18 protein-coding genes are annotated in these 15,705 nt (G+C 62.3%); 15 read left to right on the top strand and 3 right to left on the bottom strand.

Features of this window, described 5'->3' with window-relative positions:
* The first annotated feature begins 151 nt into the window (after positions 1-151).
* The 10 genes from NKJ35_RS12270 to NKJ35_RS12225 all read left to right on the top strand — a co-directional run bounded on the left by NKJ35_RS12270 (position 152) and on the right by NKJ35_RS12225 (position 9,151).
* A complete protein-coding gene (locus NKJ35_RS12270; protein ID WP_352647287.1) occupies positions 152-1,258 on the top strand; it encodes a pyridoxal phosphate-dependent aminotransferase in 1,107 nt (368 codons plus the stop codon).
* A 91-nt stretch (positions 1,259-1,349) separates the two neighbouring features.
* Positions 1,350-1,628, top strand: a complete 279-nt coding sequence (locus tag NKJ35_RS12265) for an acylphosphatase (RefSeq protein ID WP_352647285.1) — start codon at positions 1,350-1,352, stop codon at positions 1,626-1,628.
* A 130-nt stretch (positions 1,629-1,758) separates the two neighbouring features.
* On the top strand, positions 1,759-2,421 hold the full coding sequence (locus tag NKJ35_RS12260) for a TetR/AcrR family transcriptional regulator (RefSeq protein ID WP_352480314.1): 663 nt from the start codon (positions 1,759-1,761) through the stop codon (positions 2,419-2,421).
* 48 nt (positions 2,422-2,469) lie between these two features.
* Positions 2,470-3,633 carry an isovaleryl-CoA dehydrogenase gene (locus NKJ35_RS12255; protein WP_352647283.1) on the top strand — a complete coding sequence of 388 codons (1,164 nt, stop codon included), beginning with the start codon at positions 2,470-2,472 and terminating at the stop codon, positions 3,631-3,633.
* Positions 3,634-3,715: 82 nt separating this feature from the next.
* Positions 3,716-4,108 carry an AbrB/MazE/SpoVT family DNA-binding domain-containing protein gene (locus NKJ35_RS12250; RefSeq protein ID WP_352647280.1) on the top strand — a complete coding sequence of 131 codons (393 nt, stop codon included), beginning with the start codon at positions 3,716-3,718 and terminating at the stop codon, positions 4,106-4,108.
* Positions 4,105-4,488 (top strand): type II toxin-antitoxin system VapC family toxin, encoded by a 384-nt coding sequence (locus NKJ35_RS12245; protein WP_352647278.1) that lies wholly within the window; start codon positions 4,105-4,107, stop codon positions 4,486-4,488. The genes NKJ35_RS12250 and NKJ35_RS12245 overlap by 4 nt, the downstream gene beginning before the upstream one ends.
* 4 nt (positions 4,489-4,492) lie before the next feature.
* A complete protein-coding gene (locus tag NKJ35_RS12240) occupies positions 4,493-6,100 on the top strand; it encodes a carboxyl transferase domain-containing protein (protein WP_352647277.1) in 1,608 nt (535 codons plus the stop codon).
* A gap of 1 nt (position 6,101) precedes the next feature.
* Positions 6,102-6,632, top strand: a complete 531-nt coding sequence (locus tag NKJ35_RS12235) for an O-acetyl-ADP-ribose deacetylase (protein WP_352647275.1) — start codon at positions 6,102-6,104, stop codon at positions 6,630-6,632.
* 106 nt (positions 6,633-6,738) lie between these two features.
* Positions 6,739-7,113, top strand: coding sequence for a hypothetical protein (locus NKJ35_RS12230; RefSeq protein ID WP_352647273.1), 375 nt, complete (start codon positions 6,739-6,741; stop codon positions 7,111-7,113).
* 49 nt (positions 7,114-7,162) lie between these two features.
* Positions 7,163-9,151 carry an acetyl/propionyl/methylcrotonyl-CoA carboxylase subunit alpha gene (locus tag NKJ35_RS12225; protein WP_352647270.1) on the top strand — a complete coding sequence of 663 codons (1,989 nt, stop codon included), beginning with the start codon at positions 7,163-7,165 and terminating at the stop codon, positions 9,149-9,151.
* Positions 9,152-9,233: 82 nt separating this feature from the next.
* Here NKJ35_RS12225 and NKJ35_RS12220 read toward each other — a convergent pair whose 3' ends face one another.
* Both NKJ35_RS12220 and NKJ35_RS12215 read right to left on the bottom strand, forming a co-directional pair.
* Entirely contained in the window at positions 9,234-10,355 is a 1,122-nt protein-coding gene (locus NKJ35_RS12220; RefSeq protein WP_254819977.1) for a branched-chain amino acid ABC transporter substrate-binding protein, read from the bottom strand.
* A gap of 374 nt (positions 10,356-10,729) precedes the next feature.
* Entirely contained in the window at positions 10,730-10,996 is a 267-nt protein-coding gene (locus NKJ35_RS12215; protein ID WP_115145099.1) for an SEL1-like repeat protein, read from the bottom strand.
* A gap of 459 nt (positions 10,997-11,455) precedes the next feature.
* On the opposite strand from NKJ35_RS12215, the gene NKJ35_RS12210 reads away from it, so the two are divergent.
* The 5 genes from NKJ35_RS12210 to NKJ35_RS12190 all read left to right on the top strand — a co-directional run bounded on the left by NKJ35_RS12210 (position 11,456) and on the right by NKJ35_RS12190 (position 15,075).
* Positions 11,456-11,800, top strand: coding sequence for a DUF2147 domain-containing protein (locus NKJ35_RS12210; RefSeq protein WP_352647268.1), 345 nt, complete (start codon positions 11,456-11,458; stop codon positions 11,798-11,800).
* Positions 11,801-12,006: 206 nt separating this feature from the next.
* The gene (locus NKJ35_RS12205; protein WP_023718367.1) at positions 12,007-12,159 is read left to right on the top strand and encodes a hypothetical protein; all 153 of its coding nucleotides are present in this window, start codon (positions 12,007-12,009) and stop codon (positions 12,157-12,159) included.
* Positions 12,160-12,189: 30 nt separating this feature from the next.
* The gene (locus NKJ35_RS12200; RefSeq protein ID WP_352647265.1) at positions 12,190-12,384 is read left to right on the top strand and encodes a hypothetical protein; all 195 of its coding nucleotides are present in this window, start codon (positions 12,190-12,192) and stop codon (positions 12,382-12,384) included.
* An 85-nt stretch (positions 12,385-12,469) separates the two neighbouring features.
* Complete coding sequence (locus NKJ35_RS12195; protein WP_352647263.1) at positions 12,470-13,972, top strand: AMP nucleosidase; 1,503 nt, start codon at positions 12,470-12,472, stop codon at positions 13,970-13,972.
* 80 nt (positions 13,973-14,052) lie between these two features.
* Positions 14,053-15,075, top strand: a complete 1,023-nt coding sequence (locus tag NKJ35_RS12190) for an endonuclease/exonuclease/phosphatase family protein (protein WP_352647261.1) — start codon at positions 14,053-14,055, stop codon at positions 15,073-15,075.
* 30 nt (positions 15,076-15,105) lie between these two features.
* Here NKJ35_RS12190 and NKJ35_RS12185 read toward each other — a convergent pair whose 3' ends face one another.
* The gene (locus tag NKJ35_RS12185; protein ID WP_352647259.1) at positions 15,106-15,702 is read right to left on the bottom strand and encodes a DUF922 domain-containing protein; all 597 of its coding nucleotides are present in this window, start codon (positions 15,700-15,702) and stop codon (positions 15,106-15,108) included.
* Positions 15,703-15,705: the final 3 nt, after the last annotated feature.

Below are 15,705 nucleotides of genomic sequence, written 5' to 3'. Positions count from 1 at the left end.
GTTCGACCTGACCAATATTGAACCCGGCGGGCAACCGCCGGGTTTTTCTTTGAGCCATTCGCCGGCTGCCACATTTCAAGGCTGCCGCGGAACTTGCGCAGGCCAAGCCGGCAGGCTAGCAAGAAGGCCCCTTTTTTGACGAGCCTTTGCCATGCGCCCTCCCCTTACACCGCTCATCGCCGCGCTTCCCTCCACGGTGCCGTTTGTCGGCCCGGAGGCGCAGGAGCGTGATCGCGGCCGCGCCTTTCGCGCCCGCATCGGCGCCAATGAGAGCAGCTTTGGCCCTTCGCCGCGCGTCGTTGCCCGCATGGCCGAGATTGCCGGCGACATGTGGATGTATTGCGACCCCGATAATCACGATTTGAAGGCAGCCGTAGCCCGGCATCTCGGCGTCGGCGCCGAAAACGTCGTCATCGGCGAAGGCATAGACGGGCTGCTCAGCCTGGTTGCGCGCATGTATGTGGCGCCCGGCGACGCGGTGGTGACCTCGCGCGGCGCCTATCCGACCTTCAACTTTCACGTTGCCGGCGTCGGCGGCCGGCTGGTCGCGGTGCCTTACGAGAACGACCGGGAAAACCTGGATGGCCTACTGGAGGCGGTCGCCAGGGAAAAAGCACCGCTGGTCTACCTGTCCAACCCGGACAATCCAATGGGTAGCTGGTGGGAAGCGACCGAGCTCGGCCGCTTCATCGAGGCCTTGCCGGAAACCACAATGCTGGTGCTCGATGAGGCCTATGGCGAACTAGGACCGGCCTCGGCGCTGCCGCCGATCGATGTCGCGCGGCCGAACGTCATCCGCATGCGCACCTTCTCCAAGGCCTATGGGCTGGCCGGCATACGCTGCGGCTATGCGGTGACTGAGGCCCAAGTGATTCGCGATTTCGAGAAGATCCGCAATCATTACGGCGTCAGCCGCATGGCGCAGATTGCCGGCGTCGAGGCGCTTGCCGATCAGGCCTGGCTGGAAAGCGTGGTGGCGCGGGTCGCCGCCGGCCGCCGGCGCATTGCCGCAATAGCCGAAGCGAACGGGCTGAAGCCGCTGGCTTCGGCGACCAATTTCATCACTATCGATTGCGGCCGCGACGGCGCCTTCGCGCTGAAGGTGCTGCAGGCGTTGTTGTCGCGCGACGTCTTCATCCGCAAGCCGATGGTGCCGGTGCTCGATCGCTGCATCCGGGTCAGCGTCGGCCTCGACCACGAGCTCGACATTTTTGCCGAGGAACTGCCCGGCGCACTGGCGGCAGCACGGGGGAACTGAAGAGCCTTCGCCCTATGTGGCTGACCGGGCGGCAGCGCGGTTGAATTTGCACGGCGATGCGCCAGACTCGACTCTGAGGATGGAGAGCGCGATGACCGACCGCACTGTACAGGTACGCATATATGGCAAGGTGCAAGGCGTCAGCTACCGGGTTTGGGCGCGGCGCGAGGCGTCGGCGCTTGGCCTTGCCGGTTGGGTGCGCAACGAAGTTGACGGCTCGGTGACAGCCTTGATTGCCGGGACCGGGGCGGCGGTCTCGACGATGATTGAGCGACTTTGGCAAGGGCCACCAGGGGCAGCAGTTTCGAAGGTCGATGTCGAGGACCTCGAGGCACGCAACACGTCCGCGGGATTCAGGATTGTTGCCTAGCAAAGCACGATCCTGCTCATTCGCTTCCATCGCACAAAATTCCCGGGTGCAGATAGAGCAAACCTGAAGCTACTGCCGCACATGCCTCCGCCCTTGAATTAATTGAACGTTTGTTTTATTGCTTTGCGTCATGGCGCGTACGACCGGCTCCCACGGAGAAAAGACCGAAGCTGCGGTCCGCGAGGCGGCGGTCAGCCTGATTGCGCGTCTCGGCTACGAGGCGATGTCGATGCGCCAGCTGGCGGCCGAGGTTGGCGTCCAGGCAGCGGCGCTTTACCGCTACTTCCCGACCAAGCAGGATCTTCTGTTCACGCTGATGCATGAGCATATGGAAGGCTTGATCGAGGCGTGGCGCGCAACACGCCCTGTCGGCGCCGATCCGGCAGCGCGGCTCGCCGCCTATGTCGAAAACCACATCGCTTTCCATATCGAACGCCGCCATTCCACCCATGTTTCGAACATGGAGCTGCGCAGCCTGTCACACGAAAAACTCACGCAGATCCTGCGCATGCGCACGGCCTACGAGAAGGAACTGCGCACCATCCTGCGCGACGGCGTCGAAGCGGGCCTGTTCAGCATCGAAGACACAGGGCTCACCGCCATGGCGTTGATCCAGATGATGACCGGCGTCATCGTCTGGTTCCGGCCGGGCGAACGGCTGTCGATCGCCGAAGTCACCGCTACATATCTAGCAATGACAATGCGGCTTGTCGGAGCAAAGAGCGATGGCGCGAGGACAAGCCACGGCACTGTGCGTCCATTCGAGCGCGCAAAGGACGCTCTAGCACTTTGATTTCGCGCATGATCCCGATTTTCGGGGTCGTGCGCCGGGAGGAACGGCATGTACACGAATACGCTCAACTTCGGGCTTGACGAAGACATCGAGGCGCTGCGCGACCTGGTGCGGCGCTTCGCCCAGGAGAAAATCGCGCCGATCGCCGCCGAGATCGACCGCACGAACGAATTCCCGGCGCATCTGTGGGTGGAGCTCGGCGGGCTCGGCCTGCTCGGCATCACCGCCGATCCTGATTTCGGCGGCAGCGGCATGGGCTACCTCGCCCACGTCGTGGCGATGGAGGAGATTTCGCGCGCCTCCGCCTCGGTCGGCCTCTCCTACGGCGCCCATTCCAACCTCTGCGTCAACCAGATCAATCGCTGGGCGACGCAGGCGCAGAAGGAAAAATATCTGCCTTCGCTCTGCAGTGGCGAAAAGGTGGGCGCACTGGCAATGTCGGAATCCGGTGCCGGCTCCGATGTCGTGTCGCTGCGCCTGCGCGCGGAAAGGCGCAATGACCGCTATGTGCTCAACGGCACCAAGATGTGGATCACCAACGGACCGGATGCCGAGACGCTGGTCGTCTACGCCAAGACCGATCCGGAACTCAATTCGCGCGGCATCACCGCTTTCATCGTCGAAAAGGCCTTTGCCGGTTTTTCGGTGGCGCAAAAGCTCGACAAGCTTGGCATGCGCGGCTCGAACACCGGCGAGCTGGTGTTCGAGAATGTCGAAGTCCCGTTCGACAATGTGCTGCATGAGGAAGGGCGCGGCGTCGAGGTGTTGATGTCGGGCCTCGACTACGAACGTGCCGTGCTGGCCGGCGGGCCGATCGGGCTGATGGCGGCGTGCCTCGACGTGGCGATACCTTACGTGCACGAGCGCAAGCAGTTCGGCCAGCCGATCGGCGAATTCCAGCTGGTGCAAGGCAAGCTCGCCGACATGTATGCGACGGTGAACGCGGCGCGCGCCTACGTCTATGCCGTGGCCGCCGCTTGCGATCGCGGTGAGACGGCCCGCAAGGATGCTGCCGCCTGTATTCTCTTCGCCGCCGAAAAGGCGACGCTGATGGCGCTCGAGGCCATCCAGCTTTTGGGCGGCAATGGCTACATCAACGACTACCCGACCGGACGGCTGCTGCGCGACGCCAAGCTCTACGAGATCGGCGCCGGCACCAGCGAAATCCGTCGTTGGCTGATCGGGCGGGAAATCATGGCGGAGAGCGCCTAATGGCATCCTTTTGAACTTTTGCCAGAAGCCATGCGATGTGGCATATTTCGGACTATGTGCCACAATCCTAGCGAGACGAACCATGGCGGGCAGAACGGGAAAGTCCGGATTTGACGAAGATCAGCAAGCACAGTTCGATGCCAGCGCTCGCAAAACGCCGCTTAGGGTTCCGGCGAAACGCGAGCGTGTCAAGCTTGGCGAGGGCGGGCGCTTCGTCATCCCTGCTGCGATGCGCGAGGAGATGGGCGTGAAGCCTGGCGAGGAGATGATCCTGCATGTCGAAAACGGCGAGCTGCGGGTAAGATCGTGGCTGCAGAATCTGCGACGCGTCCAGGCCGAATTGTCGGCGCTGAAACAGCCCGGTGAAAGCGTCGTCGACGAATTTCTGAAGGAGCGGCGGGAAGAGCAACGTCGAAGCGACAACCGTCTCGACCGGCTTCACGCCGAAGGGACGACAGGAAAGCGGGCGAAATGAAGCCCTACGTCATGGACAGTTCGGCGGCACTCGCAATCCTGCTCCACGAGCAAGGCACCGATAATGCTTTGGGGTTCGCGCCGGATGCACAATGCAGTTCGGTCAATGCGGCCGAAATCATCGCCAAACTGATCGACAAGGGACGCAGCATGGAACAGGCCGCGGACGACCTCGCCAGTCTCGGCATGCCGATCGCCGTTTTCGACGAAGCGATGGGCATCGCCGCCGGGCAGCTTCGCCAACTGACGCGGCATCGCGGCCTGTCGTTGGGCGATCGGGCCTGCCTTGCGCTGGCAATTCGCGAGAACGCCATTGCCGTCACCGCTGATCGCGATTGGAGCGACCTCGATGTCGGCTGCAAGATCGAGCTGATCCGGTAGCGCCATGGCCCCCCTCACCTCGCAGATCTCGCCCGCCTCCGACACCTTCCGCGCCAATGCCGAGCGCATGCGGGCGCTGGTCGCCAATATTGCTGAGAAAGCGGCCACGGTCGAGCGCGGTGGCTCGGAAGAGGCGCGCGAGCGCCACGTCTCCCGCGGCAAGCTCCTGCCGCGGCAACGTCTCGCCCAATTGCTCGATACCGGCTCGCCCTTCCTCGAAATCGGCCAGTTCGCGGCATGGTCGATGTATGGCGAGGACATCCTGTCGGCCGGTCTCATCGCCGGCATCGGGCGCGTCGAAGGCACCGAAGTGATGGTCGTCGTCAACGACGCCACGGTGAAGGGCGGCACCTATTATCCGCTGACAGTGAAGAAGCATCTGCGTGCACAGGAAATCGCGCTGCAGAACAATCTGCCTTGCGTCTATCTGGTCGACAGCGGCGGCGCCAATCTGCCCAATCAGGACGAGGTGTTTCCCGACCGCGATCATTTCGGCCGCATCTTCTATAACCAGGCCAACATGTCGGCCGCCGGCATTCCACAGATCGCCTGCGTCATGGGGTCGTGCACGGCCGGCGGCGCCTATGTGCCTGCGATGTCGGACGAGACAATCATGGTGCGCAACCAGGCAACCATCTTTCTCGGCGGCCCACCGCTGGTGAAGGCGGCCACCGGCGAGGACGTCACCGCCGAGGACCTCGGCGGTGCCGACGTGCATACAAGGCTTTCCGGCGTTGCCGACCACTATGCGCTCGACGACGAGCATGCGCTGGCCATATGCCGGCGTATCGTCAAAAACCTGAATCGGAACAAGACTGTAAGCTTTGCCTTACAGAAATCGATTCCGCCGCTTCACGATCCACATGAACTCTACGGCATCGTGCCGACGGATCTGCGCCAGCCCTACGACGTACGCGAGGTAATCGCCCGCACCGTCGACGGCTCCGAATTCGATGAGTTCAAGCAGAATTATGGCACCACGCTGGTCACCGGTTTTGCCCATCTCAGCGGCATGCCGGTCGGCATCATCGCCAACAATGGCGTGCTGTTTTCGGAAAGCGCGCTAAAGGGCGCGCATTTCATCGAGCTGTGCTGCCAGCGCAGGATCCCGCTGATTTTCCTGCAGAACATCACCGGCTTCATGGTCGGGCGGAAATACGAGGCCGGCGGCATCGCCAAGGACGGCGCTAAGCTGGTCATGGCGGTCGCCACCGCCAAGGTGCCGAAGATGACCGTGATCATCGGCGGCTCGTTCGGCGCCGGCAATTACGGTATGTGCGGACGCGCCTATTCGCCACGCTTCCTGTGGATGTGGCCGAATGCCCGCATTTCGGTGATGGGCGGCGAGCAGGCTGCAACGGTGCTGGCCGTGGTCAAGCGCGAAGGCATCGAGCGCAAGGGCGGGGAATGGAGCGCCGAGGAGGAGGCGAAATTCAAGAAGCCGATCCTTATGAAATACGAGCATGAAGGCCACCCGCTCTATTCGTCGGCAAGGCTCTGGGACGACGGCGTCATCGACCCGGCCAAGACCCGCGATGTGCTGGCGCTCAGCCTTTCGGCCGCGCTCAACGCCAAGATCGAAGAGACAAGGTTCGGCGTGTTCAGGATGTGAGATGAGCGAAATCGGCCAGAGGATTCGCATTCAAACCGGCGACATCACGAAGCTGGCGGTCGATGCCGTCGTCAACGCCGCCAACACTTCTCTTCTCGGAGGCGGCGGCGTCGACGGCGCTATCCATCGCGCGGCCGGCCCCGAGCTTGTGGCAGAATGCCGGACCTTGCATGGCTGCAAGGTCGGAGACGCAAAAATCACCAAGGGCTACAGACTGCCCGCGCGCTACGTCATTCATACGGTCGGGCCGGTCTGGCAAGGTGGCAGCAAAGGAGAAGCCGAACTGCTCGCCTCCTGCTATCGCCGGTCGCTCGAACTCGCCGCCGCAAAGGACTGCCGGACGGTGGCGTTTCCAGCGATCTCGACCGGGGCCTACCGCTACCCGAAGGATCAGGCGACGCAAATTGCTGTCGGGACCGTGAGCGCCTTCATCGGCCAGAACATCGTTCCGGAAACCGTCATTTTCTGCTGCTTCGACGAGCCGACGGCCGAATTGTATCAGCGGGTCGTTGCTGCGCTCGGCAAAGCGTGATCCACAGCCATGAGAAATCTGCAGACGCATTTTCAGTCATCCAACTGGCCATACAGAAAAATTGCGGCTATTGCTGTTTTTCAACGTCAATGGGGCTTGGGCGAAGGTGAAACAGCAACTTTTCCAGAAAACTACTGCCGCAATACTTTCGGGGTTACTTATATTAGCTGCGCCAGGCACTGGCGCGGCGGGATCGCTGGCCGGAAGCGAAGGCGACAAGCGCTTTTCACCACTTCTGCCTGGCAGCGCCAAGGACGAGTGCACCAAGGCCTACAAGGCCTATGTCGCTGCAAGCGGCCATTCGGCATACGCCACGACGTCTTTCGTGCGGGTCAGGGACGGTTACGTCCTGTGTGGCGCCCACTACAACGCCTCGTCGCAAAAGGCGGCAGAGGCCATGGCGATGAAATCCTGCCAGAGCGCACGGGCGTACTACAAGGTGGCGGCCAGCGGCAACTGTCAGATCGCGGCTTCGAAGTAGACGGGCAAACGCCGATCCGGGATTGCCCGCGCCAAATCCGGGAGGCCCGATGTTCGCCAAGATCCTGATCGCCAACCGTGGCGAGATCGCCTGCCGGGTGGTCCGCACGGCACGCAGGATGGGTGTGCGCAGCGTCGCCGTCTATTCCGATGCCGACGCTCACGCCTTGCATGTCGAAATGGCCCACGAAGCGGTGCATATCGGCGCCTCTCCCGCCAACGAAAGCTATCTGCGCGGCGACAAGATCATTGCGGCGGCCTTGGCCACAGGTGCCGAGGCCATCCATCCGGGCTACGGCTTTCTTTCGGAAAACCCCGATTTCGTCGACCAGGTGGTCGCGGCCGGGCTGATCTTCATTGGGCCGTCGGCGGCCTCGATCCGTGCCATGGGACTGAAGGACGCGGCCAAGCGGCTGATGGAAAAGGCCGGCGTGCCTGTCGTTCCGGGCTACCATGGCGAAGCGCAGGAGATCGTGTTGCTCGCCTCTAAGGCGCGCGAGATAGGCTACCCCGTATTGATCAAGGCGCGCGCCGGCGGCGGCGGCAAAGGCATGCGGCGCGTCGAGCATCCCGATGATTTTTCGGAAGCACTGTCGGGCGCGCGGCGCGAGGCGAAAGCCGCGTTCGGTGACGACCGCGTCTTGGTGGAAAAATATGTCGACAAGCCGCGCCACATCGAAGTGCAGGTATTCGGCGACAGTTTCGGCAATGTCGTGCACCTCTACGAACGTGACTGCTCGGCACAGCGCCGCCACCAGAAGGTGATCGAGGAGGCGCCTGCCCCGGGCATGACGCCGGCACTGCGCAAGGCGATGACCGAAGCGGCGGTGAAAGCCGCCAAGGCAATCCACTATTCCGGCGCCGGTACCATCGAGTTCATCGTCGATGCCTCGCAAGGTCTGAAGGCCGACCGTTTCTGGTTCATGGAAATGAACACCCGCCTGCAGGTCGAGCACCCCGTCACCGAAATGGTCACCGGCATCGACCTGGTCGAGTGGCAGTTGCGGGTAGCCTCCGGCGAAAAACTGCCGAAGACGCAGAGCGAGATCGCGCTCTCCGGCCACGCCTTCGAGGCGCGCATCTATGCAGAGGACGCGGCAAGAGGGTTTTTGCCGGCGACCGGCACGTTGCACCATCTGAAATTTCCGCAGCCGGCACCGGAGGGTGCGACCATGCGCGTCGAAACCGGTGTGTGCGCCGGCGATGCGATTTCCCCGTTTTACGACCCGATGATCGCCAAGCTGATCGTCCATGGCAAGGACAGGCGGGCGGCGCTCACGGCACTTGGCGAGGCGCTGTCGCAGACCGAAATCGCCGGCTCGACCGTCAACACTGGCTTTCTTGCCGCGCTGGCCGCTGATGCAGCTTTTGCGGCGGGCGATGTCGATACCGGCCTGATCTCCAGGCATCAGCAGGCGTTGACGGCGGTTGCGCCGCCGAGCGGTGAGACGATTGCCGCCGCGGCACTTGCCGCGTCCGGTGCGCGCGACTTGCCGTCCTCGGACGATCCCTGGTTGTCGCTGGCCGGCTATGCGCATTTCCAAGCTGTAGTGCGGCGGCGCGTGCTGCTGAAGTTTGGCGAGCAGGGGATCGTCGCGCGCGTGTCGGTGCGGCCGGACAGACGGTTCGAGGTGGCGCTGGAAGCGCCCTATGACAGCGTCAATTCGCATGATCTCCGTACCGCCCCTCGCCTCGCCCGCTGGCCGGGCCACGTCACCGTCTTCGAGGGCGCTATCGGCTACGATTTTGCCGTGCCGGACCTGCTGGCGCGAGCCGACGAAGCCGCCGCTTCCGGCAGCCTGCGCGCGCCGATGCCGGGCCTGGTCAAATTGGTGCGTGCGGCAAAAGGCGAGGCGGTGATCAAGGGCCAGCCGCTGCTGATACTGGAGGCGATGAAGATGGAGCACACCATTGCCGCGCCCCATGACGGGCTTATTGCCGAGATCGCCGCCGAAGGCGCGCAGGTCACAGACGGAACCGTGCTGGTTCGCTTTGCCGAGGAACCACAGCTGACCGCAGTTTCCTTATCCACGAAGTGACCCCGAGCGCGTCACAAAAGGCACCGCAAAGATGAAAATGGCCAGGTTCGACCCGGCCATTTTCAATTACAACATAGTTCTATCAGGGCTGGATCGGCGCGTATTTGCCGTCATGCCACTGGTTGATGTCGTAGCTGGCGTTCTTGAGGTCGCCCTTCTCGTCGAAGGTGACCGGCCCGACAACCGTGCTGATCGGCTGGCCGTTCTTCAACGCCTCGGCGACCTTGGCCGGGTCGTCGCTGCCGGCGCGCTTGATGCCCTCGGCGAATGCCTGGATCACGGCATAGGAAAACAGCGTGAAGCCCTCCGGCACAAAGCCGCCGGCCTTGATCTTGGCGATGGCTTCCTTGGCTTCGGGCTTCGACTGCGGATCCGATGGGAAGACGAACATGGTGCCTTCGCCGGCCGGACCGGCAACCTGCCAGAATTCCGGCGAAGCGATCGAGTCCGGCATGATCAACTGGAACTTGAGGTTCTGCTCCGCCGACTGGCGCAGGATGAGGCCGGCTTCGGGGTGATAGCCGCCGAAATAGACCACATCAGCCTTCAGCTCCTTGAGCTTGGTAACGAGCGCGGAATAATCCTTCTCGCCGGCGTTGATGCCCTCGTAGAGGATTTCATTGAGACCGTTCTGGTTCATCGTTGCCTTCACGGCATCGGCCACGCCCTGCCCATAGGCGCTCTTGTCGTGCAGGATGACGACTTTCTTGCCGGCATATTTCTTGGCGATCCAGGGACCGATGAAAGCGCCCTGCGCATCGTCGCGCGTATAGAGGCGCATGATCGTCGGCCAGCCCGCCTTCGCCGCTGCGTCGGTCAACACGGGGTTTGAGGAAGCCGGACTCATCATCAGCGCACCGGCTTCGGCGTAGACGGCGGAGGCCGGGATGCTGGAGCCCGAGCAGGCGTGGCCATCGATGAACTTGACACCATTGGCGATGATGCGGTTGGCGACCGAAACCGCCTGCTTCGGATCGCACTGATCATCCTCGATGTCGAGCTTGATCTGGCGACCGTCGACGCCGCCAGCCGCGTTGATCGCGTCGGCGGCGGCTTGCGCGCCTTGCTTGAACTGATCGCCGATGGTGGCAAGCTGCCCGGTCATCGGTCCGACCACCGAAAAGGTGATGTCGTCGGCGAAGGCGAGCGGCGCGGTCATCATCAGGCCAAATATGGCTGCGCTCAAAATACTGAATTTCTTCATGGTAACATAACTCCTCCACTCTCGCGCAGCCGCCCGGCCGCGCCTCTTCCAGAGTGGCGGGAGAATTTCATCCTTCGCCGGAGCTGTCTAGACGCATCGTCGGCGCTCGATTGGGCCTGTAACATGCGGTCCCAAAGACAAAGCCGCGCCAGCCCTGTTCCGGCCGGTCGCGGCTTTTGCCATTGAGCTTGCCGGCGCATCCGCGCCGGAACCCGCTGGCCTTCCCTGTCTGTTGCACGGCTCGGCCTGATCAGCCTGCCGTGTTCTTGGTTTTGACTTGGTCGGCCATCTTGCGCGGCCTTTTTTTTCGGGGCCAGCCGTCTGCGCGGCCTTGACCCGAAGCGTCCCTGTCAGTGAACTCAGTGTCGGCGTATTCAGTGCATCGTCATCCATTCGCGAGCTTCGCGCAGCGCCCTGGCGATCTCGACTTTCGACATGGCGGCCGACAATTCAGAACGCAGTTCCGCCGCGCGGGCCGAACCCTTGATCGCGGCGATGTTGAACCATTTGTGGGCGGCGACGACATCGGTCTCGCAATCGCGACCGGTCGCATACATCATGCCCAACTCGAAAAGGATATCGGCCTGGGCAGTTGCCCCCATGGCGCCGAAGCCGGCTTCAAGCATTTCAAAACGTGCCATTTCAAATCCCCTGTTCTGGCTCCCGAGAGCTGTCTCCGTCTGTCCCTCGGTGTCCTTGATTACCTTCGGGGGCGGCCGCTCTTTCGATGCTTTCGAGAATGCCGCGGAGGCTTGAATCCGTCGTTAAATGGCGTGCTTAATTTGAGGAAAACAAAGCTAAAACAAGAGGTAAACGCGAAAATTCGTTAAGGATACAAAGCCAGCAACTGCGCCAGTTTGCACAAAATTTGAAGAAAACTTGCGAGGCGCGGATCAAGACTCCGCTAACCACAGAAGACAAAGACGTGTGCGGCCCGTTTCATTTTTCGCCGGCGCGCCCGTTCGGGAGCGGGCAAAAACCCGCAACCCTTCCGTCGCGGCACCGCTTTTGTTTTTCCGGGAGCTGGACTAGCTTACCTTTGCGTAAGGGGCAGACAGCCGGGACGGAGCCCGATTGGACTTGCCTGAGGGAGGAAAGACATGTTTCGACACGTGAGCCTGGCCCTCGCGGCCGCAATAATGATGACCGGCGCGGCATGGGCCGATCCGATCGAAGGCAATTGGAAAACGCAAGCCGGAGCGACTGCCGCCATTTCGGGTGGCGGCGGGGCATTTTCGATTACGCTCAAATCCGGCAAATTTGCCGGCAAGAACATCGGTTCACTGAAGGTGGCCGGCGACAACAAATATGCCGGCACCATAACCGACCCCGAAACCGACAAGACCTATTCGGGCAAGGCTTCGCTTTCCGGCAGTTCGCTCAAGATGAGCGGCTGCGTGTTCGGCGGGCTGATCTGCAAGAGCCAGACCTGGCACAAGCTCTGATCGTGCCATTCCTGCCGGGGTGCGCGGGGCCAGTCGGCCCCGTTTTCATATATCGGTCTCGCAGCCGCGGCTCGCCATAGGTCACTGCTTTCAAGGCGGCCCGCCCAGAGATCATCAACCATTTTGAACCTCAGATGAACGCCGGCATCAGAGCCGGTTCAGCCTGGGCAAGGCATTGTGATGCGTGTTGAAGGAGACACCGCCCGATGCTTGCCCGCCGCTTCACCATCGTCTGCCTGCTGATGAGCCTGTTCGGCATGTTGTTCGCCGTCCTTGTCGCCGAAGCCGGCCGGCCGGCCCGCGCCTGGGACGTCGCCATTTCCTGCCGGCTCGGTTGCCCGAACCAGCTTCGCCACTGAACCCGACAGCGAGATATTGAAACCCACGCCATGACCCGCCTCACCGCCAATGTCGTCAAGATCCTTCGGCTGCTGCCGCGGACGGCACTCATCCTGACGCTTCTGGCGGCCCCGGTCCTGGCCGTGCCGACGATGCGCGCCGATGCCGGTTCGACCATCGAGGCGCCCGCGCTGAGAAAGTCCGGCGTCGGCTTTGTGCTGCTGGTCAGCTTGCGGCGAGGCTAGGTCGCCGGAAAGAAAACCGCCGACAGCGCGTTTTGAGACCGCCTTACCCCCTCCCAACTGCGCGCCCAACTCTCTATATTGGGTCATGGAAAAGCGAATCTATCCCCAAGCCATTGAATCGGTTGTCACGCCGGAGCCGTTTGGCCGACAGAGCTTCAACGACGCCAAGAAGGCGGTCGCGGCCCTGCAGGTGCTTTACGACCGCAACACCAAGTTCCTGCGCGATTCATTTGCCGCGCTCGCCGCGGGCGGCGACAACAACAAACGCTACCGGGCCTTCTATCCGGAGATCGGCGTCACCACGAGTTCGTTCACCCAGATCGACTCGAGGCAGGCCTATGGTCACATGCCGACGCCGGGGCATTTCTCAACCACAATCACCCAGCCTGCTCTTTTCGAGAGCTATCTCACCGAACAGCTTCGGCTGATCATGCGCAACCACGGCGTTCCGGTCACGGTTTCAGAATCGACCACTCCCATCCCCCTGCATTTCGCCTTTCTCGAAGGCACGCATGTCGACGGTTCCGCTGCGGAACGCATCAAACGGCCGATCCGTGACCTGTTCGACGTGCCGGATCTCGACGGCACCGACGACCAGATCGCCAACGGTACATTTGAAGTGGGATTGGGCGAGGCACGGCCGCTGGCGCCGTTCACGGCACAACGGATCGACTATTCGCTGCATCGGATGTCGCACTATACGGCGACCAGTCCCCAGCATTTCCAGAACTTCGTGCTGTTCACCAACTACCAGTTCTACATCGACGAATTCGTCGCCCGTGCACGCGAATTGATGGCCAATGGCGGTGACGGATATGTAGAGTTCGTCGAGCCTGGCAATATCGTGACCAAAGTGGGCGACAGCGCGCCTGGTGAGGGTGCTGCGCCCCCTCGCCTGCCGCAGATGCCGGCCTATCATCTGAAGAAGCCGAATCATGGCGGCATCACCATGGTCAATATCGGCGTTGGCCCTTCCAACGCCAAGACCATCACCGACCATATTGCGGTGCTGCGGCCGCATGCCTGGGTGATGCTCGGCCATTGCGCCGGCCTGCGCAACACGCAGGCGCTGGGCGATTATGTGCTGGCACACGCCTACGTTCGGGAAGACCATGTCCTCGACGACGATCTTCCGGTCTGGGTGCCGATCCCGCCGCTGGCTGAAATCCAAGTGGCGCTGCAGGAAGCGGTCGCCGAGGTCACCGGGCTTTCCGGCTACGACCTCAAGCGCATCATGCGCACCGGCACCGTCGCCACCATCGACAACCGCAACTGGGAGCTGCGCGACCAGCGCGGGCCGGTGCAGCGGCTGTCGCAGTCGCGGGCGATCGCGCTCGATATGGAATCGGCAACGATCGCCGCCAACGGCTTCCGCTTCCGGGTTCCCTATGGCACGCTGCTTTGCGTATCCGACAAGCCGCTGCATGGCGAATTGAAACTGCCCGGCATGGCGACCGAGTTCTACAAGCGGCAAGTGGCGCAGCACCTGACCATCGGCATCAGGGCGATGGAGAAGCTGGCTGAAATGCCGATGGAGCGATTGCATTCGCGCAAGCTCAGGAGCTTTTCGGAAACGGCCTTCCAGTAAATGCCGAATCGCATGTGTCGGTCCGGGTCAGGACATTTCGTCATCTTGATTGAGCCGCACTTCTGCCGATAGACAAAGCGATGGCACGTATTCGGGAAATGACGGTTGCGCTGGCATTCGTCGCAATGCTTGCACTCTCGGCCGCGCTGGTGGCCGGGTTTTTCGGATCGCTGCATCCGGCCCTCGATTCCTTTGCTCATTTCCGCGTCCATTTTTCGGTGCTGATGGCGCTTTGCGCGCTGCCCCTGCTCGCCACCTCGTTTCGCCTGCAGGCTGCGGCCGCCTTGCTGTTTGCGGTAGCCTCCTTTGCCACCACGTCGAATGCCTTGCCGCTTTCGCGGCTATGGCAGGTGCAGGCCGCCTACGAAGCCAAACCTGGTGACGAGCCGGTCTACCGCCTGCTGCAGATGAACCTCAGGTTCAACAATCCAACGCCTGAGAAAGTGCTGTCGCTGATCGGCCGGACCCAGCCCGATGTGATCACCCTCGACGAGGTGTCCGAGATGTGGAAGGCAAAGCTTGGGCTGCTGTCCGGCGCTTATCCCTACCGGATCCTCTGCCCGTATCCCAATGGCGTGTTCGGCGTTGCGCTGCTGTCCAGACGACCGTTTGCCATAGGCACAGCGCCGCACTGCGACAGCCGCGGCGCAATGGCGATCGCCACGGTCGATTTCGGCGGAACCGACGTCGATGTCGGCGCCATCCACCTCACCTGGCCATGGCCGCACAACCAATCACGGCAGATTGGAGGGTTGTCTGACGAAATCGCCTCGCTTGGCGAGACGTCGATCCTGGCGGGCGACTGCAACGCAGCGCCATGGAGCGCCGCCGTCCGGCGCGTCGCATCGCTTGGCAAGCTGACTGTAATGCCGTCGGTCGGGCCGACCTGGCTCTACAGAAAGCTGCCGGATTTCCTGCGCTTCGCCGGACTGCCGATCGACCAGGTTTTCAGCAAGGGCGCCATCGTTATCCGTTCGGCGTCGACCCTTGAGGACACCGGCTCAGACCATCTGCCGGTGCTGGTGGAGTTTTCGCTACGGTCGCTCGACGAGCACCAGACGGCGACCGCGCTTGCAGCGCTGCCTGGCGGGACGCGAAGCTGAAAATCCGCAGTCCAGTCTCGACCTGGCTTATTACTGGCCCACAAAAGCGCGGATGAGGTGCTCGACAGGGCCGCCGTCGCGATGCTCGTGCGCATCGAAGGCGATCTGCTTTGCCTCGTATTCGGCATAGATGGCATTGATCCGGCGCTTTGCCTCGCGACGTGCCTCGAAACAGTGCGGGTCATCAGCGACTGTCAGCCCTCGAACCGACTTTTCGGTGGCCCGCATCATCTGTCTGGCGATGCGGCCATGGGTCTCTTCATGGGCGCGGACGCCAGCGAAGAACCGCTTCCAGCGCTTCTGCAGCGCAGGCGATGGGGCTGAGACCAGTTTGGGATAGGTATAGAAGAGATTGAGCGTCCCGTTGGCCTGGCGCAGGCGGCAGACGCCGTTTTCCTGATGGGCGTCGAAGGTCCAATCACCGACGCTGTAGCCGGTTTGCGCGATGGCGTGGGTCATGAAGCCGTGCTTCGGCCCACTGCGATCCATGGCCTGGATCAGGGCCGCGCCGGTGGTTCCGGCAATGTTGTAAGTTCGTGTCTTGACCAGCACCTTAGTGCCGGCCAAGGCTGCAGGGGCGCACAATGCCCCGATCGCCACAACGCTCGTCAGAACTGCCAGGCGCATTTT

The sequence above is a fragment of the Mesorhizobium sp. M0136 genome (genome assembly GCF_040322515.1).
Classification (GTDB): domain Bacteria; phylum Pseudomonadota; class Alphaproteobacteria; order Rhizobiales; family Rhizobiaceae; genus Mesorhizobium.
This window is presented reverse-complemented; position numbering and strand designations above follow the sequence as displayed.